A 24,789-nucleotide genomic window follows, 5' to 3' on the forward strand; every position below is an offset into this window, starting at 1 on the left:
TGATCACATAGAAACATTACAATGTAAGTCTGACAAGTCTCGAGACTGTTGAGCCGTCCCGCATTTGGTCATGGGAAGTGCCGACACAGGTGAAACGAGTGATAGGCATTGCAGCATTGACTTGATCCTGACATTATTTATTTTACTTGGTAAAAAATATGGTGGACTGTCAAATTGTATCTTGGATTAGACTTGGGGACGTCAGGTCTGCGGGGAATTCTCGTAGACGAAGCTGGCAGTGTTGTGTGCGACGCGGAAGCCAGCATTTCAACCTCGGCACCGCACCCGGGTTGGTCCGAGCAATCTCCGCAAGACTGGGTTGATGCTTGCAAGAAGGTTGTTGCAACGCTTCGGTCTGAAAACGAACAGGCTTTTGCCGCCTTGCGCGGAATCGGGCTGAGCGGGCACATGCACGGGGCGACCTTGCTGAACTCGGACGGGAGGGTTCTAAGGCCATGTATTCTTTGGAACGACACCCGGTCGTCTGAACAGGCAAGGGTATTGGATCAGAACCCCGAGATGCGTGCCATTTCGGGGAACATTGTTTTCCCGGGGTTCACAGCGCCCAAGCTGGAATGGGTGAGGTCACATGAACCCGAGGTGTTTTCGGAAACTGCAAAGGTTTTATTGCCGAAAGACTACCTTCGGTTCTGGTTGACCGGCGAGTATGTCAGCGACCTGTCCGACAGCGCCGGTACTTCGTGGGTGGATGTCGGTGCTCGGCGCTGGTCGGAAAGGGCGCTGAGCCTCAGCCACATGCGGCTGGATCAGATGCCCCGTTTGGTCGAGGGAAGTGAACCGGGGGGCGAGCTGCGCACCGAGCTGGTGCAGGAATGGGGGCTATCCGGGAAGGTGATCGTTGCCGGGGGTGCCGGTGACAACGCCGCCGCAGCCTGCGGTATCGGCAGCGTAAAGGATGGAACGGGATTTCTGTCGCTTGGCACCTCGGGCGTATTGCTTGTCGCGACCGAGCAGTACGCGCCTGCGCCGGATACCGCAGTCCACTGCTTTTGCCACGCCGTGCCTGAGCGTTGGATTCAGATGGGTGTCATTCTTTCGGCAACAAACAGCATGAACTGGCTGTCGCAAAATCTGGGCCGTCCGGTCGAGGACTTGGCGGGCGAACTGCCCGACTCTGTGGACGGTCCATCGCCAACTACCTTCTTGCCCTATCTATCGGGTGAAAGAACGCCGCATAATGACAGCAACATACGGGCTGCTTTTCTGGGTGTGGACATCGCGTCGAACCCGTTGGACCTGACACGATCCGTGATGGAGGGAGTTGCTTTCGCGATGCGTGATTGTCTTGAGGCTTTGAAAAGCACGGGGACCGAACCGGGTCGATTGCTGGCGGTTGGCGGCGGCGCAAAGTCACGGTTCTGGTTGGAAACACTGGCCACGGTTTTGAAGACACCTCTTTCTCTGCCAGCGGGCAGCGAATTTGGCGCGGCAATAGGCGCCGCTCGTCTGGCTATTTGTGCCGTCACGAACTCAAGCCCGGCAGACGTAATGACTCCGCCTGCCATCGACGAAACCATAGATCCGCGCGATGAGTTCGTGGATGTCTATGAAAGTGAATATCAGCGCTATAGGCAGTATTATAAGGCGCTGGCACCCTTGGCTAAATGATGAACGGGGATACCCAAAACCAACCCCACATTGAACAGGCCGTGCTGACGGATGGCGATATGCGGGTTTGCCTGCTGAGCTATGGCGCCATAACTCAGGGCTGGTGGCACAAGGGCACGCCCCTGATCCTTGGGTACGATGATCCGCAGGCGTATGTGTCCGATACAAACTATATGGGGGCAATCGTTGGCCGGGTTGCCAATCGGATTTCAGGGGCTCAATTCGATCTTGGCAACAAAACTTTCGAGCTGACGGCGAACGAACACGGGAACACCTTGCACGGTGGAGCGGTTGGTTTGTCTCATCGCAACTGGGCGTTAGAGCATGTTTCGCAGACAGAGGCAGCCCTGAGCCTGATTTCCAAAGACGGAGAGGATGGTTTCCCGGGAACTGTCAGGTTTGAAGTCAACATCAAGTTGGACTGCCCGCGTCTGGTTTACACAATCCAAGCCTTCCCGGACCGGCCCACCCCGGTCAGCATTGCGCAGCACAACTATTATTCGCTTGGGAGCGCTGAGGGTATCTCGGCGCATAGGTTGAGACTTGCGTCTCAGAGGATTCTGGAAACAGACGCTTCTGGATGCGCGACGGGCGCAACGATCGAGGCGTGCGCTGGGCATTTGGATTTCACGCAAGCCAAAACTGTCCAAAGCGCGCCTGATGACTTGGATCACTACTATTGTTTTGATCCCGACCGAGCCCTTGATGCGCCGATCGCAGATTTTACGTCCCCGTCCGGTTTGCGACTGTCTGTCATGTCCGACCAGCCTGGGGCGCAGATATATTCCGGGGCGAAGATGGCACATCCGTTTTTCAGTCGGGCAGGGCTTTGCATTGAGCCGTCCGGCTATCCGAACGCAGTCAATATTGCGACGTTTCCCTCTATCTTGTGCAGCCCTGAAAAACCGTATCGACAGGTGCTTGCCCTAGAAGTGTCCGAGGGGTTGGCATGAGCTTACAGGCCATTGTCATAGCGGCTCTCGTGTTCAGTGTTCACGCCGCCAGTGCTGGTGCACAGCCGCTTGGACCCGCGCCCACGTTCGTAGAGCCGGATCTGGCAAGCGCCCAGTTGGGGCGACTGCTATTCTACGATCCGATCCTGTCAGGAAACCGAAACATCAGTTGTGCAACCTGCCACCACCCCAAGCTTGGCACGTCGGATGGCGTGTCACTTGGAATAGGCGAGGGCGGTGTCGGGTTAGGAACCGATCGCCGGCTTGACCCTGCAAATTTGCCCGAACAGCGGATACCGCGGAATTCTCCTGGCCTTTGGAACCTCGGAGCAACTCAATTCACGACGTTCTTTCACGATGGGCGGCTGGAGACGGACCCAAGCCAGCCCAACGGGATCAGAACCCCGCTGGGGACGCATATGAGGCCGGGGTTTAAATCCGCATTGGCGGCTCAGGCCATGTTCCCTGTTTTGTCACCCGACGAAATGGCGGGGCATTATTCCGAGAATGAGGTGAGCAAATCAGTGCGTCTTGGGCTTTTGACGCAGGAAGGCGGCGCTTGGGACCTGATTGCGGCGCGGGTCGCGGAAATTCCAGAGTACCAGCGCCGGTTTGAAGAAGTCGTACCGGGCGAGGCTATCTCGTTCACCGCTATTGCCAACGTGATCGCCGACTTCATTGCGTTTGAATGGCGCGCCGATAACAGCCCGTTTGACCGGGCCATGAGGGGCGAGGAAGACCTGCCTGATGAGGCGCGGCAGGGGATGACGTTGTTTTACGGCAAGGCCGGGTGCAGCGCGTGTCACTCGGGTTGGTTGCAGACGGATCACAAGTTTCATTCGATCGCGCTGCCTCAAATCGGGCCGGGAAAGGCGGCGAGGTTTGAAAGCCATGTCAGGGATGACGGACGTCTGCGCGTTACCGGTGACCCTGAGGACGCATTTGCGTTCAGAACTCCATCTCTGCGCAACGTGACCTTGACCGCACCATACGGCCATAACGGAGCGTTTAGCCGTCTCGAAGATATGGTCCGCCACCACCTTGACCCGGTCACATCCTTGCATCGCTACGCTGTGGATGACGCGACGCTTCCAGACTGGCCGCAGGCGCAAGATCATTTGGCTTTAGAGGATGCGGATCACATTGATAAGATAGCAATGTCCAGCGATCTGTCGCCGGTCAGCCTGTCTGATCAGGAAGTCCGCGCAATTCTTAGCTTTCTGACCAGTCTTGAAGACCCTGCGGAACGGTTGGGTGTTCCAAGCCAGGTTCCGAGTGGGCTTGCGATTGATCGTTGATCACCGGTGAATTTGAACGATCTGGTTTGATGGGTGTTCCTGCCACTTTGTTGCAGTCCCATCTGGCCAGATGACGCGCAGGCGCACGGTGTCGTCGCCTCCCAACCCAAAATGATGAAACCCTGCAATGCCTCCGGCGTGACCCCCGCCGATCGTAATCTCTCGGGTTTGGATGTCGCCCGACGTCTTGAGTTCGATAAATCCTCCGACTGCTTGACGATTTGGCCGGTTTTGAGAGATGTCAGCCAACAGCCAATTCCCCTCTGTGCGCTGGTTTTGACTGACCTCCAAATCAGTACCGCGATTGACGACCACCAGATCAAGCCAGCCGTCATTGTTCAGATCGGCGACGGCTGCGCCTCGGGACTTGGACATCGACGCGATACCCGCTTGGGTGGCCGCCTCGACAAACTGACCGTCCGGTTTCTGGATCAGCAAATTGTTCGGATCGTTCAACGCGGCGTCTGGCATTTGCTCAACGTTACCCTTGGCCACGAAAATGTCGTCGAGCCCATCGTTGTTCACATCGGCAAACTGCGCGTGCCATCCGGTCGAGGGTCTGCCATCGCCGCCGGTGTGGGGCCTGTGCGCCGTGGTTCCTTTCTCAAAGGTTGCATCGCGCCACGCAGGACCATTGGCATCTGGGTCAAACACCTGAAACTTCTGGTCGCCCATGGATGTCAGGTAAACCTCTGGGAATCCGTCTCCGGTCAAGTCGCGCGATGCGATGCCCATGCCCCAGATCGAATAGGGTATCCAGCCGTCGTTCTGCGTGAAAAGACGCGGCTCTGTCTCCATCGCCCAAAGCTGCTCGTGCCCGTTGCGTACATAGTAGTGGCGGTCGTTGCTGACACGCAGGTCCGCGCGCCCCTGTCTCGCCCAGTCTGAAAACAGGATGGACAGTGAGCAATATCCCGGCTCCAGATGCTGAGGCTTTCGATATGTGTTCCCGTCAGGCCGATACAGAACGGTCGGACCGCAGGTTTCAAAGGGACCGTTGGGGTCGAACCGATCCACGTAGGTGCCAAAGGCCAGCGTCGGCAAGGCCTGGTCCCGTTCCCAAGTGGCGGAAAACCCTGTCGTCCAATGATCTTCCGATTGGAAGCCCAGGGTGGTGAAGGGGGTGAACGCGCAATCGGGCTGCCCCCGCAAAAGCACGTCCTGACCGACACGCAGAATGGCAAGGTCCGTCATGCCGTCGCTGTCGATATCAATGGGATAGGCGCCCGTCACGCCGGTAAGTGCCAAGTGATCAGGTGTGCCGGTTTGGAAAGAGACTTCTGGTCCCGAGGTGTTCAGAAACAGTTGCGAAGGGTTGGCTCCACCCGCCACAAAGAGTTCCGGCAATGAGTCTTCGTTGCAGTCAAAAACCGCGACACCGCCACCGACGAAGTGTTCCCATCCACCGTCATAGACATGAGAAGGCAACTCCACCCGGCTGAAAAGCGGTGCTTGGACCTCGGCCGTTGCTGCGGTGGCCAATGTGACCAAGGCAATCAGCTCAGGACGCATGCGCCGCAAGCTCCTTTACCTTGAGGATCGAAACCTGTTCGATCCCGTAGGCTGCGGCACCCTTTGCCCACATCAGGTCGCCCCAATGATGTACCTTAATCTCGGGCAGGGGGGCATCCACCTTGACGACGCCACTTTGGATACGTGCCATGACGTCCTCGGAACACAGATGCCCGAAACTCGTATGAGGGCCGGACACAATAATGCATTCAGGGTCAAACAGGTTGATCAGATTAGAGACGCCAAGACCGAACATCTGCCCCGCCCGCGCGAGCACCGAGCTTGCCCTTTCGTTCCCCGCGTTGGCAAGGTCGTGGATGTCTGAAATAGTGTTCATCTGCCTGTCATGTCCGGCAACGGTCATTTCGCGAATAAGCGCATAGTCCCCGACATATGCCTCAAGGCAGCCACGCTGACCGCATTGGCATAACGCACCATCAAGCTGAACTTTGACGTGACCAAATTCAGCGCCGCAGCCCCGTTCTCCGCGGTAGAGTTTACCGCCAAGCACGATGCCAAGCCCAACGCCATGCTCTGTTGTAACGACCAGGAAGTTTTTTAGACCCTTTCCGAGGCCAAATAGTTGTTCGGCCTTGGCGACAAGGTTGGCGTCGTTTTCTATGAAGGCAGGACAGTGCAACGCATCCGCCAGCCGCCGATTGAAATCAACATTGCGATCTGTAATCGAAGAGGACCAGTGGACAAAATTCCTTTCGGCGTCGACCAGCCCCGCAATTCCGATTGAAACGCCGGACAGGTTCTGGATTGCGCCATCAATCCCCGCGCAGGTTTCTTCCAGTGCGCGACATACCTCCTGAACGAAGTCACCGGGTGACATTCGCGCGTTGTCCAAAGCGTATTTGTGCGAGGCGACCTCGTTACCTTCAAAGTCGACGAGGATGACTGAAATGAATTGCCGCGCAACTTTCAGACCGGCGACCAGATAAGATCCCCCGTCCAGCTGTAGCAGAACGCGTGGTCGTCCTCTTTTGGCGGATTTGGACGGTGGGGCGCTCTCAATCTCTTTTATCAGCCCAGCCGAAATGAGGTCGGCGGTCGCAGCGGTGACCGTCGCCGGGCTTGTTTGCAGCGCAGACGCGATGTCGATCCGCGAGACCGAGCCTCGCGTTCTGATATGTTCCAGCACCCTGAGGCGGGTCGCATTTCTTTGGTCCACAGAGCTTGGAGAAACCTTGCTTTTCAGCATCTTGATCTCGCGAATCTTGTTGCTGCCCCAATCTAGTTGGAAATCCACTAATCTAACAGAGTAAATATTTTACTGACTGAATTAAATATGATACTCAAGATCGTGAGGGCCACGAATCGAAAGAACGCGGCTCAATAAACGGGAGGAAATCATGAAACGTATTCTCAGCTTTTCGGCTGCGGTTGCCTTGTTGGGGTCGGCTGCATTTGCCGAACCGGTGGTTGGCGTAAGCTGGTCCAATTTTCAGGAAGAACGCTGGAAAACAGACGAAGCCGCGATCAAGTCCGCGCTTGAGGCAGGCGGGGCCGAGTATATCTCGTCAGATGCACAGTCATCTTCTGCGAAACAGTTGTCGGACATCGAAAGTCTGATCGCTCAGGGTGTGGATGCCCTGATCATTCTTGCGCAAGATTCCCAGGCTATCGGCCCAGCGGTTCAGGCTGCTGCGGATGAGGGTATTCCCGTCATTGCATATGACCGTCTGATTGAAGACGACCGCGCCTTTTACCTGACCTTCGACAATGTTGAAGTCGGGCGGATGCAGGCCCGCGCAGTGTTCGCGGCGATGCCCAAGGGTAACTATGTCATGATTAAAGGGTCGCCCACGGACCCCAACGCGGATTTCCTGCGTGGTGGTCAGCAAGAGATCATCCAATCCGCAGTAGACAGCGGCGACATTGTCATTGTGGGCGAAGCCTACACCGATGGGTGGCTGCCAGCCAACGCCCAGCGGAACATGGAGCAGATTCTGACTGCGAATGAAAACAACGTGGATGCTGTTGTTGCATCGAACGATGGCACCGCCGGTGGTGTCGTTGCTGCGCTGACGGCGCAGGGCATGGAGGGGATACCGGTTTCCGGTCAGGATGGCGATCATGCGGCGTTGAACCGTGTCGCTTTGGGGACGCAAACTGTTTCGGTTTGGAAGGACGCGCGCGAGCTCGGAAAGGCGGCTGGTGAAATCGCCGTTGCCTTGAGCGGAGGAGCAAGCCCTGCAGACATTGACGGCGCTATTAGCTGGACCTCGCCGGGCGGGACCGAAATGAACTCGGTCTTCCTGGCACCTGTTCCAATCACAAAGGACAACCTGTCTGTGGTTGTGGACGCCGGGTGGATTCCGCTGGAAGACCTGTGTCAGGGCGTCGAGAACGGCCCCGCACCGTGTAACTAAATCGCACAATCCCCGGACCATTTGATCTGGTCCGGGGGCCATTGCTGAATATGAAAGATCGGAAATGACCGAAACTTCGTCTCAGCCGATACCTCAAAAAACTAAGCCCAGCCTGTTTCAGCAATTGGAACTGGATATGCGGCTTTTGGGAATGATCGGCGCGTTTGTCATCCTGTGTATAGGGTTCAACATCGTCACCGACGGGCGCTTTCTGACCCCTCGGAACCTGTTCAACCTGTCAATTCAGACGGTCTCTGTGGCGATCATGGCGTGCGGCATGGTCTTTATCATCGTGACACGCCACATTGACCTGTCCGTGGGTGCTCTTTTGGCGACCAGTTCCGCAGTCATGGCAATGACCCAGACCGAGCTGTTGCCGAATGTGCTGGGGTTGGGGCTGGATAATCCGGTGACATGGGCGATCACACTAGTGGTCGGTCTTGTAGTCGGTACCTTGATCGGAGCATTTCACGGGTGGATGGTCGGTTATCTGACGATCCCTGCGTTCATTGTCACCTTGGGTGGTTTTCTGGTCTGGCGGAATGTGGCCTGGTATCTGACCAGCGGTCAGACCATCGGCCCCTTGGACAGCAATTTCCTGAAATTCGGCGGCACGAATGGAACGCTGGGTACAACGGCAAGCTGGATGTTCGGTCTGTTTGCCGCGGCTGTTGCGATATGGGCTTTGTGGAGTGGCAGGCGCGCCAAGGCGTCTCACGGCTTTCCGGTGAAACCTGTCTGGGCCGAAGCAACGCTGGCTGGGATAATCGCATTTGCGATTTTGGGATATGTCTATGTCGTGAATAGCTATGCCATCCCCACGCGAAGACTGCAGCGGATGTTCGAGGCGCGTGGCGAAACAATGCCAGAAGGCTTGGTCGTTGGCTACGGCATCCCGATTTCCGTCCTCATCCTGATCATCGTCGCCGTGACCCTGACGGTCGTGGCGCGGAAAACGAGGTTTGGCAGGTATATCTTTGCCACCGGCGGAAACCCGGATGCAGCCGAACTTTCCGGGATCAACACGCGACTTCTGACCGTCAAGATATTTGCCTTGATGGGGTTCTTGTGTGCTGTTTCAGCCGTTGTCGCCTCGGCCCGTTTGGCGAACCACTCGAATGACATCGGTACGTTGGATGAGCTGCGCGTGATCGCGGCTGCGGTGATCGGCGGAACGGCTTTGTCCGGCGGCATCGGCACGATTTACGGCGCGATACTTGGAGCTTTGATTATGCAAGCCCTTCAGTCTGGGATGGCAATGGTGGGTGTCGATGCGCCGTTCCAGAATATCGTCGTCGGCAGCGTGCTGGTTTTGGCCGTCTATATCGACATCGTCTATCGCAAGCGATTGGGGGCAAAATGATGCAGGTTCAGGACACGCAGAAATCGCCCTTAGGCTCTGGTCGCGGTTCCGGTGCGCCGCCCCTTGTCGAAATGCGAGATATCTCGATTTCGTTTGGGGGGATCAAGGCGGTGGACCACGTCTCGGTCGATCTCTACCCCGGCGAAGTTGTCGGCTTGCTGGGCCACAACGGCGCCGGAAAGTCCACGCTGATCAAGGTCCTGTCCGGTGCTTATCAGATGGATCACGGCGAGATTCTGATCGACGGCAACCCGGTTGAGATCAACAACCCTCGGGACGCGCGCGCGAATAATATCGAGACGATCTATCAGACGCTGGCGCTGGCCGACAATCTGGATGCAACGTCGAACCTTTTTCTTGGGCGCGAGATGACAACGCCTTTCGGTTTGGTCAATGACGCCGCGATGGAGGCCGAATGCCGCAAGATCATGGGGCAACTGAACCCGAATTTTCAGAAATTCAGTGACCCAGTTTCGGCGCTCTCGGGTGGTCAGAGGCAATCCGTGGCGATCGCAAGGGCGGTCTATTTCAACGCTCGGATCCTCATCATGGATGAGCCAACGGCCGCGCTTGGCCCGCACGAAACCCAGATGGTCGCGGACCTGATCCATCAACTCAAGGCTCAGGGGATTGGCATCTTCCTGATCGATCATGACGTTCACGCCGTGATGGAGCTGTGCGATCGGGCATCCGTGATGAAAAACGGCAAACTCGTCGGCACTGTTGAGATCGCCGATGTGAGCGATGACGACCTGCTGTCGATGATCATTCTCGGCAAGCAGCCGGGACAAACAACAGAGTAGGGGGCAGGCATGACAAGCGGCTTTTTCAAGGGGATCGAAAAGATCCGGTATGAAGGTGCGAACAGCAGCAATCCGCTCTGCTTTCGTCACTATAACCCTGATGAGATCGTCATGGGTAAACGTATGGAGGACCACCTGCGTTTTGCCGTGGCCTGGTGGCACTCATTTGCATGGGAGGGAGGAGACCCTTTCGGAGGTCCGACGCTGGAACGGCCCTGGCACCCTCAGGACGAGATAGGCCGGGCGCGCATGAAAGCGGATATCGCGTTCGAGATGTTTGAAATCCTCGGACAACCCTATTTCTGCTGGCACGACGCGGATATCCGTCCCGAACAGGGTAACTTCGCTGATAACCTCCGAACGCTTGAGGAAATCACGGATTACATCGGTAACAAGATGACTTCCGTCGGAACCAAGCTTTTGTGGGGGACGGCAAACATGTTCAGCCACCGCCGCTGGATGGCGGGGGCCAGTACGAACCCGGACCCGGATGTCTTCGCGTTTGCGGCGGCGACTTTGAAGTCCTGTATGGATGCGACGCACAAGCTCGGGGGTGAGAACTATGTGCTCTGGGGAGGAAGGGAAGGGTATGAAACCCTTTTGAATACCGACATGAAACGGGAACTCGATCATATGGGGCGGTTCCTGAATATGGTTGTCGAGTACAAGCACAAGATTGGGTTCAAGGGCACCATTCTGGTCGAACCCAAGCCGCAGGAACCTTCCAAGCACCAGTACGACTACGACGCGGCAACCTGCATTGGTTTCCTGCGGAAATACGGGCTGGAGAATGAGGTGAAGCTGAACCTGGAACAAGGCCACGCTATTCTTGCGGGCCATAGTTTTGAACATGAAATAGCCGTTGCCACGGCCGAGGGGATGCTGGGTTCGATTGACATGAACCGGAACGATTATCAGTCGGGCTGGGATACGGACCAGTTCCCGAACAACACCCCCGAAGTCGCGTTGGCCTATTACTACATTCTAATGTCTGGGGGGTTCGTGACCGGCGGTACAAACTTTGACGCCAAAATCCGCCGCCAGTCGATAGACGCCGAAGACCTGATTGCGGCCCATATCGGCGGCATGGACATCTGCGCAAGAGGATTGAAAGCAGCCGCAGCGATGATCGAAGATGGTGGCTTGGACAAGGCGTTGTCTGAACGGTATTCCGGCTGGGATACGCCAGAAGCACAGGCCATGCTGGGCGCTGGGCTTGATGAAATTTCGGCGCGCGTCCTGTCGCAAGGAATTAACCCGCAACCGCGTTCCGGGCGTCAGGAGCGATTGGAAAACTACGTAAACCGGTTTGTGTGACGCGCAATGTATCATTGGACGCCCGATCAGTTGGCCACATCGATCGGGCTTTCACTTCTCGACTTTTCTTGACTCGCGGCAAGTGAGGCTTCTAACTATTGCTTTGAGACTACGACGTTCAATTAATTGAAGAACTACCCGCCCAGTCCAATCTAGCGCGAGTTATTCATGTCCAAGTTCAAGTTTCCGACCGCTTTTACGATCCTTTTCATTTTGATCGCCGTTGTCGCGGCCCTGACCTGGGTTATCCCGGCAGGAGAATACGAGCGACAGATGAATGAAGCTCTGGGCAGCGAAGCCCCGGTTCCCGGCACCTATCACGAGGTCGAAGCGAACCCACAGGGTTTGACCGCAGTGATATTGGCTCCGATCGCAGGCATGTATGATCCGGGCCTGCTGGGAAGTTCCTCCAGCGCCGCAATTGATGTCGCGTTCTTTGTTCTGATCATCGGTGGTTTCCTGATGGTTGTGACCAGAACCGGGGCGATCGACGCGGGTATTGGGTGGCTGCTGCACCGGTTGGAGGGGCGGGAAATCCTGATGATCCCGATCCTGATGACGGCCTTTGCGTTTGGAGGAACCAGCTATGGAATGGCGGAAGAGTCGCTGGCGTTCTATGCGCTGATCATACCGGTGTTCATTCGCGCCGGATACGACTCGCTAACCGGCGTTGCCGTGATCATGCTGGGGGCGGGCATCGGAACGCTCGGTTCGACGTTCAACGCGTTTGCGACAGTGGTTGCCTCACAGGGGGCGGGAATTCCATTCACCAATGGGATCGTGCTCAGGTTTGTAATCCTCGGGCTGTGCCTTGCCGCGGGGATTGTCTTTGTCATGAGGTATGCCAAGCGGGTCAAGGCAGACCCTTCCGCGTCCGTGGTCGCGGATCAGACCGAAGAAAACAGGGCGCATTTCCTGAAGGGTTCTGAAAGCGATGACGCATTCCCCGAAATGACCCGGACCCGTTCGATCATCCTCAGCCTGTTCGGGCTGACATTTGCGGTCATGATTTACGGCGTGGTTGCGCTGGGCTGGTGGATGGCCGAGATGTCGGGCCTGTTTCTTGTCATGTCGATCATCGTCTGGTGGGTTGGAAAGCTCGACGAGGGGTCGCGGATGGACGAAGCGACCTTTGTCGAAACCTTCGTTGATGGTGCGCGGGATCTGCTTGGTGTCGCACTGATTATCGGCGTTGCACGCGGCGTCGTCGTCATCATGGATGCCGGCAAGATCACAGATACGATCCTCGCCAGCGCCGAAGGTTTCGTGTCCGGTCTGAGCGAGTTTGCATTTATCAATGCCATGTTCGGCATTCAAATCCTGATGTCCTTCCTTGTTCCGTCCTCGTCAGGATTGGCGACGCTTTCAATGCCGATCATGGCACCCTTGGCCGACTTTGCCGGAGTGGGGCGGGACCTTGTCGTAACAGCGTATCAATCGGCAAACGGGTGGGTGAACCTGTTCAACCCAACCTTTGCCGTCGTTATGGGCGGTCTGGCGATCGGACGGGTGTCCTATGATCGATGGTTGCGCTTTGTCTTTCCGTTGCTTGTCGTGTTGGCGGTCATCATTTGTGCGGCGCTTACGGTCGGGGCGATGGTGGACCCGGGTATAGACACACCAGCGGCCGAGACAACAGAACCCACGTCTGACTGAGCCGCCAGGATGACCGATATTTCCTCGACAAAAACGACTACGGGGGCTCTTGGGTTGACGGCCTGTATCGCGCTGGTCGTGGGGAACATGATCGGCTCCGGCGTTTTCCTGCTTCCTGCTTCCCTCGCCCCGTTTGGACCGATTGCAATCGGCGGATGGATACTCACATCTGCGGGCGCGCTAGTGCTGGCGATCATCTTCGGAAGGCTGTCTCGGGTCGTATCCAAGCCGGGTGGCCCCTACGCTTATTCCCAAGAAGCGTTCGGAGATTTCGCGGGTTTCATCATTGCGTGGGGATATTGGATCGCCCTGTGGACCGGGAACGCCGCGGTAGCGGTCGCGCTTGTGGGGTATCTGGGCTTTCTGTTCCCGGTGATTGTCGATGTTCCCATGTATGGGCTGGCAACGGCTTTGGTCGCGATCTGGTCGTTGACGCTGATCAATATACGCGGCGTTGAAGGGGCTGGAGTGGTCCAGATTGTCACCACCGTCCTCAAGCTGGCCCCGCTTATCCTGATCGGTACACTCGGCATATTCTGGATCGAACATGAGAACTACATCCCCGTAAATCACAGTGGCACGACTGCGATTTCGGCGATTTCGGCGGCGGCTGCGTTGACGCTTTGGGCCTATCTCGGGCTGGAATCCGCGACGGTGCCCTCCGGTGATGTGGTCGAGCCTGAAAAGACAATCCCGCGGGCCACGGTGATCGGGGTTATTATCGCGGCCTGCGTCTATATCTCGGTAACGGCCGTTTCGATGGGGGTTATTCCGCCGGAAACTCTGGCGGTGTCCGCCGCTCCGCTGGCCGCAGTCGGAGAGGTCATGTTCGGCACCTACGGCGGTATTCTCGTGGCGTGCGGAGCTGTCATTTCTACCTTTGGCACCCTCAACGGCTTTACGCTGCTCAGCGGGCAGGTTCCTTATGGGGCGGCTCTGGATCGTGTTTTTCCCGCTGCGCTGGGACAGAAATCCAAATTCGGCACGCCAGCAAATGCGCTGATCCTGTCCAATGTGCTGGCCTCTGTTCTGATCATTCTGAATTTTGCCCAAGGTTTGGTTGCGGCATTCAATTTCGTCATTTTGCTGGCCGTCGTCGCCAGTCTGCTTCCATATGCGATCTGTTCGGTCGCCGAGATCATGATCCGGCTCAAGGGCGGCGAGGTCCTGCACGGCCCCGAACTTGCCAAAGTTGTCGTCCTGGGGGCTTTGGGCTTTGTCTATTCTGTTTGGGCTTTCATCGGGTCCGGTGCCGAGACCGTTCTTATCGGTTCGGTCTTGCTGCTGGCCGGAGTGCCAATTCACGTCTGGGTGCGTTGGAGTCAGGCCAAAGACATTGAAGTTAATCAGAAAACCGCTGCCTCGAAAGGAGAGTTGCCATGAAGCTTGGTGTCCATTCCGAGATCGGAAAGCTCAATAAGGTGATCGTGTCGCGCCCATCCCTTGCGCATGACCGCCTGACACCCCGAAACTGCGAAGAGCTTCTGTTCGATGATGTGATCTGGGTTGAACAGGCGCGAAAAGACCACGCCGAGTTCTGCTCGCTCATGCGCGAACGCGGGGTCGAGGTGTATGACATTCAGGATCTATTGGCCCAAGCGATTGACGCGGACCCGGCAGCGCGCGCCTTCATGCTGGACCGCCTGATAACGCCCAACATGGTTGGTCTTGGGTTCTCGGTCGAGATGCGAGCCTGGTTGGACGAAATGGACGCCAAAACGCTGGCTCGTCACATGCTGGGTGGAATAATCTTTGCCGACCTGCCCAAAGGCATGATTGATGAGCAGTTCGGTGATCTTGTTTCGCTGGGTGATTTCATCCTGCCTGCCATTCCGAATGCGCAGTTTCAACGGGACCCATCCTGCTGGATTTTCAACGGCGTCACCACGAACCCGATGTTCTGGCCCGCCCGCAAGCCCGAAACTCTGATCATGCGAACCGTCTATCGATATCACCAGATGTTCAAGGATGCCGAGTTCGAGTTCTGGTGGGGCGACAGCGACGATGACTTTGGTCTAGCGTCGGTCGAAGGCGGCGATGTGCAACCGGTTGGCAAGGGTACTGTTTTCATCGGAATGGGGGAACGCACGACGCGGCAGGCGGTCGCGCAGGTTTCCGAGGCGTTGTTCAGAAAAGGCGGCGCTGAACGTGTTGTCGCCTGCGCAATGCCGAAAAGTCGTGCGGCCATGCATCTGGATACGGTCTTTACCTGCCTCGACTACGACAAGGTGACGGCGTTCTCGGAAGTTGCGGACCAGATCACCTGCATTTCGATCCGCCCCGGCGACCGAGGGGACTTGGACATCCACGTCGAAAAAGGCCACCTGTTTGATGTCTACAAAGAGGCATTGGGGTTGAACTCGCTTGAGGTCATTTCGACCGGAGGAAACGAATTCCAGGCCGAGCGTGAGCAATGGGACGATGGGAACAACGTCGTTGCCCTCTCGCCCGGTGTTGTCGTCGGCTATGCGCGTAACACATTCACAAATGGAAAGATGCGCGCAGCAGGCGTCGAAGTCATCGAGATATCCGGACAAGAGCTTGGCCGGGGGCGGGGCGGTGGTCACTGCATGACATGTCCGATCGACCGCGACCCAGCTTATTAAACTCGCAAAGGGCGCACCGGATTGCGCAAACTCATTTTTAAGGGAGAGACACAATGGCATTTAATCTAAAGGGTCGCAGCTACCTCAAGATCGCAGATTTCAGCCAGCGCGAAATGCTTTACCTGCTGGACCTGGCCCGTGACCTGAAGCGAGCAAAATACGCTCGGGCCGAACAGCCGTCGCTGACCGGCAAGAACATTTGTTTGATTTTCGAGAAAACCTCGACCCGCACACGGTGCGCCTTTGAGGTCGCCGCCTATGATCAAGGGGCCAACATCACCTATCTCGATCCGTCGGGGTCGCAGATTGGCCACAAGGAATCCATGAAGGATACTGCCCGAGTTCTGGGGCGTATGTTTGATGGGATCGAGTTCCGCGGTGCCGGTCAGGACATGGTTGAGGAACTGTCAGAGTATTCCGGCGTCCCGGTCTATAACGGCCTGACGGACGATTGGCACCCCACGCAAATGCTGGCGGACATGCTGACGATGATCGAGCACGCAGACAAACCGCGCAAGGACATCGTCTATGCCTATTCCGGTGACTGTCGATCGAACATGGGGAATTCGCTGCTGATGCTGGGCGCATTGATGGGGTGCGATGTGCGTATGATTTCACCCAAGGAAACGCAGCCCCATGACGATGTGCGCGAGTTGGCCATGGCACGGGCCGAAAAGTCGGGCGCGCGTGTCACCATCACCGATGATACCTCGGCTGTGGAAGGGGTCGATTTCATTCACACCGATGTTTGGGTGTCGATGGGAGAGCCCAAAGAAGTTTGGGCCGAGCGGATCAAGTTGTTATCGCCGTATCAGGTGAACATGGACCTGATGAAAAAGTCCGGCAATCCAAACGTAAAGTTCATGCATTGCCTGCCCGCATTCCACAATTTGGAAACCAAGGTTGGCAAAGACATCCACGAACAGTTCGGCATTTCCGAAATGGAGGTCACCGAAGACGTGTTCGAGAGCGATATGAACATCGCGTTTGAACAAGCCGAAAACCGGATGCACACCATCAAGGCGATCCTCGTCGCCACACTGGGAGCCTGAGCAATGGGACGCGTTGTTGTAGCACTGGGCGGCAACGCGCTTCTCAAACGGGGTGAGGCGATGACGGCCGACAATCAGCGCAGGAACGCAAAGATTGCCGCAAATGCCCTTGCCCCTCTGTGCGAAGCGCATGAGACCGTGATCACCCACGGCAATGGTCCTCAGGTCGGGATGCTGGCCTTGCAGGAAATCATGTACACCGATGTCGAGGAATACCCATTGGACGTTTTGGTCGGCGAGACGATGGGCATGATCGGCTATATGATCGAGCAAGAGCTTGGAAACATCCTGCCCTTTGAACACCACATCGCCACCTTGCTGACGATGATCGAGGTCGACCCGGACGATCCCGCCTTTCGTGACCCAACCAAATTCATCGGCCAGGTCTATTCAGAAGCAGAGGCGAAAAAGGAAGCGGCCGAGAAAGGCTGGACCGTAAAGCCCGACGGGGATTATTGGCGCCGTGTCGTTCCGTCACCCCGACCCAAACGCATTTTCCAGGTCGAGCCCATACGTTGGATCCTTGAAAGGGGCGCAACTGTCATTGCGGCTGGCGGCGGTGGGATTCCCACGATGTATGAAAAAGGGGCCGACCGGAAACTGGTGGGCGTTGAAGCCGTTATCGACAAGGATTTTGCCTCGTGCCTGTTGGCCCAGAACCTGGGCGCGGATTTCTTTGTGATCGCGACCGATGCCGATGCGGTTTTCCTCGATTGGGGAACAGCCGATCAAAGGGGAATACGGTCTATCACCCCTGACGCTTTGGACGAATATGAGTTTCCCGCCGGGTCGATGGGCCCGAAAGTGCAAGCGGCGCAAGACTTTGCCAGAACAACAGGTGGTCGCGCGATCATTTGTGCCCTTGCTGATGTCCCGGCAGCCGTTCGCGGCGAAAAAGGAACTACGGTGTCCATTGATGCCGGCGCAACGGTGTTTCACTAGAGAGACTTACCTCGGTTGGGCCGTCTGTTAACGCTCGATCGACGGTCGTCCACGTTCAGGGCCAAATCGCGCTTGGCTTATCTCGGCCGGGCTTTGCAGGCATGTTGAATGGCCCGAAGGCCACAGAGCCTTGGGTCTTGGTCAGCTTTTGTGTGCCGCTAGGCAAAATTTGCGCCGATTGAGTGCTGATTTTCTCGCTAAACGTTCTGGATGAGTGAACAGTGAGGCGGTTTTTCCCGTTACTGTCCCCCATTTTTCCCGCAGTTTTTAGAAAAAAGCCGCAAAACAGCGCCGTTAATATTCAGTTCAAATGGCCGATGGTAATTTTTTCGACATGTTCAGTAACGAGTTCAATATGTTTAAATCAAGCACAAGGGAGCTGTTCCCGCTCGCCCGGAAGATCGCTGTTTCGATCCGCCTCGGAAACGGCTCCCTAGTACCTTTCAAAGTGGTAATGGAGGTCGCGGCTCCGATTTCGGTCTTCGCGATTTTGTTGTTGTATTGCCTCCAGAAAGCGTCTGTAGACAGTTATGTGTCCTTCCTGATGTGATCCAGATGAGTAATCTTGGCACTGCCAAGTCTAAGATTGCTTAAAGATTGCCGCCTTGTGTGCTCTGGTTCACAGACCTTTCCATTGGCCTAGGTTAACGTAGCGTCAATGTTAGGAGGCCACCATGTCCCGTTCGACTTCAATCGCAACACACGTTGACCCCTCGTATCCTTCTGCAATCGTGCAACCTTTGGTCCGGTTATTGCGTCGCTGTTCCCAGATGCAGCGGCAGGTGAACCGCTACCATTGAGGCATACCCAAGCCGAGCGCCTTGATCATTGAGTACGTCACATCGAATTTTGTGAGACTTGGCGACGGGTGATCTTCAATCGTCGTTGAGTTCGCAGGCTACCCTATCTTTAGAAAATTGTCCTCCAAGTGTCTTTGGCGCTGGGACATGAACGCGCGTTTGTTTCAGGTTCCTTGACTATACCGATGCGGTCGTTGCCCCTTCCGGGTGGCGCTTTGGTTCGTCGGGCGGCCCAGCTTTGATTTAACAAGATCCTAAAAATCTAGGTGTGATCTTGTTCCGAGACGCGGTTTCCTCAGGTGCAGGGCTTGGATGGTGGCGCCGTTCCAGACCAGCGGATTTCCCCTTCAAGTGTGGACCGAATTTGCCACAGATTTCCATATTTTTATTATTTCACGCGTCCGCATTGACCACGCCATGCTATTCAAAACTCCAGTTTTCAGAACCCAAAAGAGGTTTACGGAGATGCGCATAGTTAAATTGTTATTTGTAACCCTTGTTCTGTGTGCCGGTGCAATTAAACCAAACTCTCTGCGCGCCCAAATTTGGGATATTGAGGCCCGACATTCGGTTCAAGGTGTCACGGTATATGACGGTGACGAGCTTTTAACTTTTGCAGGGCAACTGGCGTATGATCGTTCTGGGCGTATCACGGCGGGTGACGTTGCCGAAATCATAACCCAGATATATCGCGAAGATGGTTATTTCCTTGCCGAGGCATGGCCCGCACCCGACGGGCGAAACATCATAGTTGATGAAGGAAATATTGAGACCATCAACATCGAGGGCGTAGACGGCAGGACTTTCAAAACACTTGAAGGGATTTTTGCCCCGCTGACAACCGAAGCACCTTTGACGCTGAAGCGCTTTGAACGTGCAGTAATGCTCGCCGAAGATATCCCCGACCTTGAAGTATCGACCGAGATTGATTTTCCGAATGGTCCCGGTGGAAGGCTTCGTGTTTTAGGAGACCCACTTCGCAAGCAGGCAGGCAGCGCAACACTTGATAACCCTCCTCGTGAACTTGGCGAAGCGTTGAGCTTTTATGTCGTGCAGGAGTTCTATTCCACGCTGGCCGTCGGCGACCTGCTGAGGTTTGAAGGATCGGGCGCTTATAACTGGGATGTAGAAGACGAGCGTTCGCTCTGGGGGGCTTTGACGTACCGAACGCCGCTGAATAGTGAAGGTTTATATGGCGAGATATACTACGGGAACATAAATGCTCGCCGAGACCTTTCCGGTGACTTTGCGCGCACCGATATCGACGGCGAAAACCTGACTGTCGCGTTGGGTTACCCTGTGATCCGTGATGTCGCAAGATACGGCTATGTTCTGCTGGATTATCGATTGTCCAAGGCGGATTCAGTCAGTGGCGGCGAGCCGCTATCTAGCGACGCAAGCGTACTTGGACTGACCTACCTTTTCGGCAAGAATTACACCGACGGTCGTGCGCTTGAAGCAGGGGTAACCCTGTCATTTGGGAACAACGAAAACGAAACAGCCGACGCAAATTTTGACGACGGTGACCCTTCGTTCTGGCATCTTCGTGGAGGGGTCGGGTACGAAAGTCCACTGACGGGATTGTCGCCCAATACTGCATGGCGCACGGAAATCTGGGGTCAATACACGCCGAATCGCTTGCCATCGGTTGAGGAGTTTTTTCTTGGGGATCGATATGCCCTTCGCGGGTATCGGTTCGATGAGGTCGACGGGGATTCCGGGATATCCGCCCTTTTTGAGGTGTCGCATTCCTATTTCCCCAACTCGCAAAGCGTTGATCGTCTGACGCCTTTTGCATTTTTCGATGTGGGGTATGTCTCGAACAACGACCCTGCCAGTTTTGAGGTCAAGGACGCGACACTGGCTTCTGCCGGCATCGGTTTGGATGTAGACTTCAAACGGAATTTCTTCCTTTCCGGATATGTTGGCGTTCCTTTGCGGGACGGACCTTTGACAGACTCTGGCGATCCGGGCGGGTATCTGGCCTTAACAACAAGTTGGTGAGGACGTTATGAAACTGAACACCACATTGATCTTTTTTGCGGCTTTCCTGGTCGTTGAAACAGCGGCAGTGCCAACACTTGCAAGAGGAAACCACTACGGTTGGTGTCGAGGGGTCGGAAACCCGCATCAATCCAGTCAAGGATGCGGACAAGCCGGAGGTCAAAGGCCCAGCAACCAAGTTTCGGGTCCGACCCAACCAACTGCAAACCAGTTACCACCCAAAGGGACACAGCAAACGCCGTCTTCGGTTGTAGTTCCTGTTCTGGCCCCTAACGCCATTCCCAACCCCATACCGGGACAAGTTCCCGTAGCAACACCGATCGCCGTTCCCGGACAGGTTCCATCCCCGATCGTTGCTCCAAACGCAATTCCGCCTTTGGTTCCCACACCTACACCGAACCAGGTTCCCACTGCGGTGCCCCCTCAAGTTCCACCGCAAGTCGCCGTTCCGTCTCAGGTGCCGACTGCGACGCCGAACCAGGTTCCCGTGGCTGTCCCGGGTCAAGTCCCTCAACCCATTGCGATACCACCACAAGTGCCGACTGCAACGCCGAACCAGATTCCTGTGGCTGTCCCGGGGCAAGTCCCGCAACCCATTGCGATACCTCCACAGGTGCCGACTGCGACACCAAACCAGGTTCCGATTGCAGTGCCCGGCCAGGTGCCGCCTTTGGCTGCTCGTCCAATTGCCACACATGTCGCTGTTCCCGGTCACCCCAAACCTCATGTTGTCGTGACAATCACGCGCCCAAAGCCCCGACCGACTAAGGGAGCGGTGGCACAACCCGGAAAAACCCAGGTGACCCATCACCAGACCCACCAGACGGCCTCAAAGAAGTTCGATCATATTGCTACGACAACGGGGCGTCACGACTCGCATGATCTACCGCGCTTTCGGAAGGTCGAGACCGGAGAGCACTGGGATTGCGTCGCAAGCGGCTTTGGCCAGCGACGGTATGACGCCGGACGGGGAGTGTTGCTGAGCAGTGGGGCGCTACGACACCTCGGCAACGTTGATGCGATGGCACGGGATGTTCCTGCGCGACATCCGAAACATTCGGGGTGCATCATTTCCGTAAAGCGAAAGAGGTAGGTCCTCTATCTTCAAACCGGGTTACTGCGACTTTCCACGGATCAGTCAATGCCAATGCCGATGTCAAACGTCACCGGTTGGGCACCCGCGTTGACAACCTCGACAACGTGGTCGCCAGACTGCCAAAGCTGACCTCGGTACGGAGTGTCAGAAGCGATCAAGTCCAACAGAAAAGAGCCGTCTGGATTGACTATTTTGTAGTCCAAAGCTCCGCCCCGTGATCCGACATCGACGTTCAGAAACTGGCCGTCACTTGCACCTAGGATGTATCGCACCGACGTGCCGGGCTTGAGGGTTGCGCTCATGGCTGTGCCGCTTGTTCCGGCATCGAACTTTACGACTTGATCCCCTGAAACTATCGGCGCAGAAGCGCCGTCCATTGCGCCGCCTCCGTCATCAGCCGCGTCCGCGTTTTCCCCGACGGCCTGCAATTCAGCGACTTCGGGACCGGACCAAACGATACATTCGTACTCGACCCCATTTCCGTCGCGAAGTCGGACCATAGTCGCGGCTTCGCTGAATTCTTGCTCCAGGACTTCGCCGCCAATGTTCCCGAAGCGCGAGACCAATTCATCAATACAAGCGTTTGCCTCGTCGGATATGTCTGAAAGAGCGGGCATGGGTAGAATGGCAAGTGCCCAAAAGTATCTCTTAAGCATCACGTTGTCCTTTCGATTGATCGGGTCGCTCTATGGGCATGAACTTGGGACCCGACGACGGGACTTGAGAAATGGCGGCAGCTATTCAGCGCCTAAAGCGTCCCCTCATTGCTGAGAGATTCTATGCCCGCCGTTGTGCCATCGCTGTAAGCTATGCAGTTCCAAGGCGCCTGATCCGGGCCCACGCCGACTTGCACTTGTGTTCCGGCCTCGCTGAAGGCAGAGGCAAGGACGACAACCTGTGTATTGTTCGTGGCAGCGGCCACATCGCGCAAGCAGGCTTGTTGCGCAGGCGTTGTTTCGGCAGAGCCACTTGTGCTGCTGGCATCATCGCAAGCGGTAAGTGCAAGAGTAGCTACGCCAACCAATGAAAATACGCTGAATCTGGTCATTGAAAATTTCCCTTCGCAACTTTGAAAAGTTCAGGTCGTGGGTGGGAATAGTGGAGGATACTTATTCACATCTGTCAATGAAACGGTACCGACATAGATTTTGAACCAGCCGGTATCTGCCTCAGTATTTGTCCATTTATTGTCTATGGTCTCGTCATCAGATTGGTGAGCTGTTGAAACAGGCTTCGTGGCTAGTTTGTTGTTAGCGAATAGATTTCGACCAGCTCCTCTCTGCCGCGAAGTTTGTGTGCGCCGATACGCTCAAATTCTATTGGCTGGACCAACGCGCTGCGAACAGAGCTGGAGACAAGGATATTCACCTCACCCTGAGTGTTGCCCAAAACTCTACCAGCTTCCTCCAGCCGTTGCGCGACATTCACTGCGTCTCCGACCACGGTATAGCTGAGCCGCCCTTCGCTGCCGATATTTCCAACGACCACTCGGCCTATGTGGATGCCGATACGCAGCCTGACTGAATAGGCCAGGCCTGCTTCTACCCGCTCATGTTGGTTATACTCCGAAATCCACTTTCCGATCTCGATTGCGGCGTTACACGCGAGGTCAGCCGCATCATCCTGATGCTCCAGAGCCCCCCATATGGCCATAACCGAGTCGCCGATGAATTTGTCGATTGTGCCGCCGCTTTTCTGGATGCAATCAGCCAGCCCCGCAAAGTGGTCGTTGAGAAACAACGCCGTTTGCGGGGCGGTAAGGTGTTCCGACAGCGTCGTGAACTCGACGATATCCGTAAACATTATGACGACATCTCTGTGGGACGAGTCGATCCGTTTTCCTGCATTGCGGCGCATCAATTGGCGGACCAATCGTTTGGGGACGTAGAGTTCAAACCACCTCAGACCTTCCAGCATGAAATTGTATGAACGCGCCGCTTCGTCCAGTTCCCGGAAAAAGGAGCCTTCGATTTCAGCAATGTTCGAGATATCCAGATCGTGAACGCGTTTCGCACTTTCAGACAGGCGTCGCACCGGTTTGGCGATCTTCTGACCGATCAAGGCCGCCACACCAGCCGAAACGACCGCCATGATTAGGCAGAATATTATCGCCCACCTCAGTCGAGCCGCTTCTGCAATAATGTCGTGGGCTTCAAAGTAAGTAGCAACCGTGAGCGGTTGAACGCCATAGGCGGATAACTCCTCAAAGAATACAACATACTCCCAGTCGGCATATGCAACAAAGCGGGTGTTTTCACCGGTTAGAAAGTACTTTGCGACGCTGAACTGGTCATTGGGCAGCCACATTGCCGAAACAATAGGGTCAGAGAAACGGTCTTGCTGCGGAAGCGGTGCCGCGCGGTTCAGGCCAGCGTAACCAAACGCCATGAGGGGGTGGGCCAGCACCGCATTTCTTCCGTGCAACATGAAGACGTTTGCGCCGAACTCCATTTCCTGATCGGCTAGGAATTCAGACAGTTTTACCACCGAAATCCAAGCTGAAAGAACGCCGGTTATCCGACCTTTCTGAATGACCGGCCTTTGGTATGTCAGCACGGACTGGCCGTATTCTTCGCGCCAGAGAATATTGCCCCAATGGGCTTTTCCAGTTTCAATTGTCTCGTCGATAAGCTGGCGCAGGTCGACGTCGTCGCCGAGCTTCATGAAAATGGGAAGTGTCTCGTCTTCGTCACGCTCAACGCCTGTCAGGATTTGCTCTGTGTCGATAAACTGTATCCGAAGAATCTGGGGGGTCGCTGAAACGGCACCAAGCAGCAGGCTAACAAATTCTTCAGACCCGTCCGGCTCCACTTCTCCAGATGAAATCCTGCTGGCGATGAAGTCGATCTGGTCTGAAGCTGCAGTCAGATAACGCTCAACCTGTTGGCGTTGTGCGCCAATTATGAGTTGCGCTTTCTGCGTCAGTAGTTCCGAGGTATTTCGGTAGCCGACGACCAGCCCTACGCCCAAGACACCTGCGACCGAGGTCAGAACAAAAAAACCCAGCCCAAGCGCCAAGGCGACCGACATGGAGGCATGCCACTTGCCGCCATTCCGTTGGGCAGTTTTTGGTTTTTCGCCCCCCATGACACGCCCCGTGAACGAGACCATAGATCAGTGTAATTCGGCAGATTATATACAGTTTACAGAGTTTTTTAAAGTTGGGCTTGGACGAGAGGCGCGCGATACCCGCCTTTGGCCCGTTTGGAGCCTCAACACCATTCACCCGCAATAACCTTGAAATCGCCGGTTCATTATTTTGGTTTCACTGACCCAAATACCTGTTGTCATTCCATGTTCTGAAGGACTGGCTGGGGTGGCGCGGACGTTCTGGCAAACTGCCGCGAACGACCGTTCTGAGCCCAAACCTACCAAGTTGT

The 24,789-nt window shown here is 55.8% G+C and carries 19 protein-coding genes; 13 read left to right on the forward strand and 6 right to left on the reverse strand.

All coding sequences use genetic code 11. From position 1 onward, the window contains the following. Positions 1 to 174 precede the first annotated feature (174 nt). The 3 genes from xylB to ACR0KS_RS00740 are packed head-to-tail and all read left to right on the forward strand — an operon-like array spanning position 175 to position 3,880. Positions 175 to 1,629 carry a xylulokinase gene (gene xylB, locus ACR0KS_RS00730; protein ID WP_170567978.1) on the forward strand — a complete coding sequence of 485 codons (1,455 nt, stop codon included), beginning with the start codon at positions 175 to 177 and terminating at the stop codon, positions 1,627 to 1,629. After that, on the forward strand, positions 1,629 to 2,582 hold the full coding sequence (locus ACR0KS_RS00735) for an aldose epimerase family protein (protein WP_170567979.1): 954 nt from the start codon (positions 1,629 to 1,631) through the stop codon (positions 2,580 to 2,582). Before xylB ends, ACR0KS_RS00735 begins: the two co-directional genes overlap by 1 nt. Then, positions 2,579 to 3,880, forward strand: a complete 1,302-nt coding sequence (locus ACR0KS_RS00740; protein WP_170567980.1) for a cytochrome c peroxidase — start codon at positions 2,579 to 2,581, stop codon at positions 3,878 to 3,880. The genes ACR0KS_RS00735 and ACR0KS_RS00740 overlap by 4 nt, the downstream gene beginning before the upstream one ends. Here the strand turns inward: ACR0KS_RS00740 and ACR0KS_RS00745 are convergent, their stop codons facing one another. Both ACR0KS_RS00745 and ACR0KS_RS00750 read right to left on the reverse strand, forming a co-directional pair. Beyond that, positions 3,881 to 5,392 (reverse strand): CRTAC1 family protein, encoded by a 1,512-nt coding sequence (locus ACR0KS_RS00745; RefSeq protein ID WP_170567981.1) that lies wholly within the window; start codon positions 5,390 to 5,392, stop codon positions 3,881 to 3,883. It abuts the gene before it with no gap. Next, positions 5,382 to 6,599 carry an ROK family transcriptional regulator gene (locus ACR0KS_RS00750; protein ID WP_170567982.1) on the reverse strand — a complete coding sequence of 406 codons (1,218 nt, stop codon included), beginning with the start codon at positions 6,597 to 6,599 and terminating at the stop codon, positions 5,382 to 5,384. Before ACR0KS_RS00750 ends, ACR0KS_RS00745 begins: the two co-directional genes overlap by 11 nt. Positions 6,600 to 6,750: 151 nt before the next feature. Here ACR0KS_RS00750 and xylF point away from each other — a divergent pair, with 151 nt between their 5' ends. The 10 genes from xylF (at position 6,751) to ACR0KS_RS00800 (ending at position 20,313) form a co-directional block, all read left to right on the forward strand. Beyond that, positions 6,751 to 7,770 carry a D-xylose ABC transporter substrate-binding protein gene (gene xylF / locus ACR0KS_RS00755; protein WP_170486286.1) on the forward strand — a complete coding sequence of 340 codons (1,020 nt, stop codon included), beginning with the start codon at positions 6,751 to 6,753 and terminating at the stop codon, positions 7,768 to 7,770. Positions 7,771 to 7,834: 64 nt separating this feature from the next. Continuing rightward, entirely contained in the window at positions 7,835 to 9,133 is a 1,299-nt protein-coding gene (locus tag ACR0KS_RS00760; protein ID WP_170385785.1) for a sugar ABC transporter permease, read from the forward strand. Further along, on the forward strand, positions 9,133 to 9,936 hold the full coding sequence (locus tag ACR0KS_RS00765; protein ID WP_170567995.1) for an ATP-binding cassette domain-containing protein: 804 nt from the start codon (positions 9,133 to 9,135) through the stop codon (positions 9,934 to 9,936). The genes ACR0KS_RS00760 and ACR0KS_RS00765 overlap by 1 nt, the downstream gene beginning before the upstream one ends. Positions 9,937 to 9,945: 9 nt before the next feature. Then, a complete protein-coding gene (gene xylA / locus ACR0KS_RS00770; protein WP_170567983.1) occupies positions 9,946 to 11,253 on the forward strand; it encodes a xylose isomerase in 1,308 nt (435 codons plus the stop codon). 168 nt (positions 11,254 to 11,421) lie between these two features. Continuing rightward, on the forward strand, positions 11,422 to 12,909 hold the full coding sequence (locus ACR0KS_RS00775; RefSeq protein ID WP_170567984.1) for a YfcC family protein: 1,488 nt from the start codon (positions 11,422 to 11,424) through the stop codon (positions 12,907 to 12,909). A 9-nt stretch (positions 12,910 to 12,918) separates the two neighbouring features. Beyond that, complete coding sequence (locus ACR0KS_RS00780) at positions 12,919 to 14,292, forward strand: amino acid permease (protein WP_170486282.1); 1,374 nt, start codon at positions 12,919 to 12,921, stop codon at positions 14,290 to 14,292. Then, positions 14,289 to 15,515, forward strand: a complete 1,227-nt coding sequence (locus ACR0KS_RS00785; RefSeq protein ID WP_170486281.1) for an arginine deiminase — start codon at positions 14,289 to 14,291, stop codon at positions 15,513 to 15,515. Before ACR0KS_RS00780 ends, ACR0KS_RS00785 begins: the two co-directional genes overlap by 4 nt. A 53-nt stretch (positions 15,516 to 15,568) precedes the next feature. Next, on the forward strand, positions 15,569 to 16,567 hold the full coding sequence (locus tag ACR0KS_RS00790; protein WP_170385803.1) for an ornithine carbamoyltransferase: 999 nt from the start codon (positions 15,569 to 15,571) through the stop codon (positions 16,565 to 16,567). A 3-nt stretch (positions 16,568 to 16,570) separates the two neighbouring features. Continuing rightward, positions 16,571 to 17,509 carry a carbamate kinase gene (gene arcC, locus ACR0KS_RS00795; RefSeq protein ID WP_170411650.1) on the forward strand — a complete coding sequence of 313 codons (939 nt, stop codon included), beginning with the start codon at positions 16,571 to 16,573 and terminating at the stop codon, positions 17,507 to 17,509. Between the two features lie 1,265 nt (positions 17,510 to 18,774). Further along, positions 18,775 to 20,313 (forward strand): ShlB/FhaC/HecB family hemolysin secretion/activation protein, encoded by a 1,539-nt coding sequence (locus ACR0KS_RS00800; RefSeq protein ID WP_170567985.1) that lies wholly within the window; start codon positions 18,775 to 18,777, stop codon positions 20,311 to 20,313. A gap of 159 nt (positions 20,314 to 20,472) precedes the next feature. On the opposite strand, the gene ACR0KS_RS00805 is transcribed toward ACR0KS_RS00800, so the two are convergent. The 4 genes from ACR0KS_RS00805 to ACR0KS_RS00820 form a co-directional block, all read right to left on the reverse strand. Continuing rightward, the gene (locus ACR0KS_RS00805; protein WP_170554994.1) at positions 20,473 to 20,724 is read right to left on the reverse strand and encodes a hypothetical protein; all 252 of its coding nucleotides are present in this window, start codon (positions 20,722 to 20,724) and stop codon (positions 20,473 to 20,475) included. 723 nt (positions 20,725 to 21,447) lie between these two features. Next, complete coding sequence (locus tag ACR0KS_RS00810; RefSeq protein WP_170567986.1) at positions 21,448 to 22,065, reverse strand: hypothetical protein; 618 nt, start codon at positions 22,063 to 22,065, stop codon at positions 21,448 to 21,450. A gap of 92 nt (positions 22,066 to 22,157) precedes the next feature. Next, positions 22,158 to 22,457 carry a hypothetical protein gene (locus tag ACR0KS_RS00815; RefSeq protein ID WP_170567987.1) on the reverse strand — a complete coding sequence of 100 codons (300 nt, stop codon included), beginning with the start codon at positions 22,455 to 22,457 and terminating at the stop codon, positions 22,158 to 22,160. A gap of 191 nt (positions 22,458 to 22,648) precedes the next feature. After that, positions 22,649 to 24,496 (reverse strand): adenylate/guanylate cyclase domain-containing protein, encoded by a 1,848-nt coding sequence (locus tag ACR0KS_RS00820; RefSeq protein ID WP_170567988.1) that lies wholly within the window; start codon positions 24,494 to 24,496, stop codon positions 22,649 to 22,651. Between the last annotated feature and the right edge of the window lie 293 nt (positions 24,497 to 24,789).

The organism is Ruegeria sp. BC7, assembly GCF_056539165.1.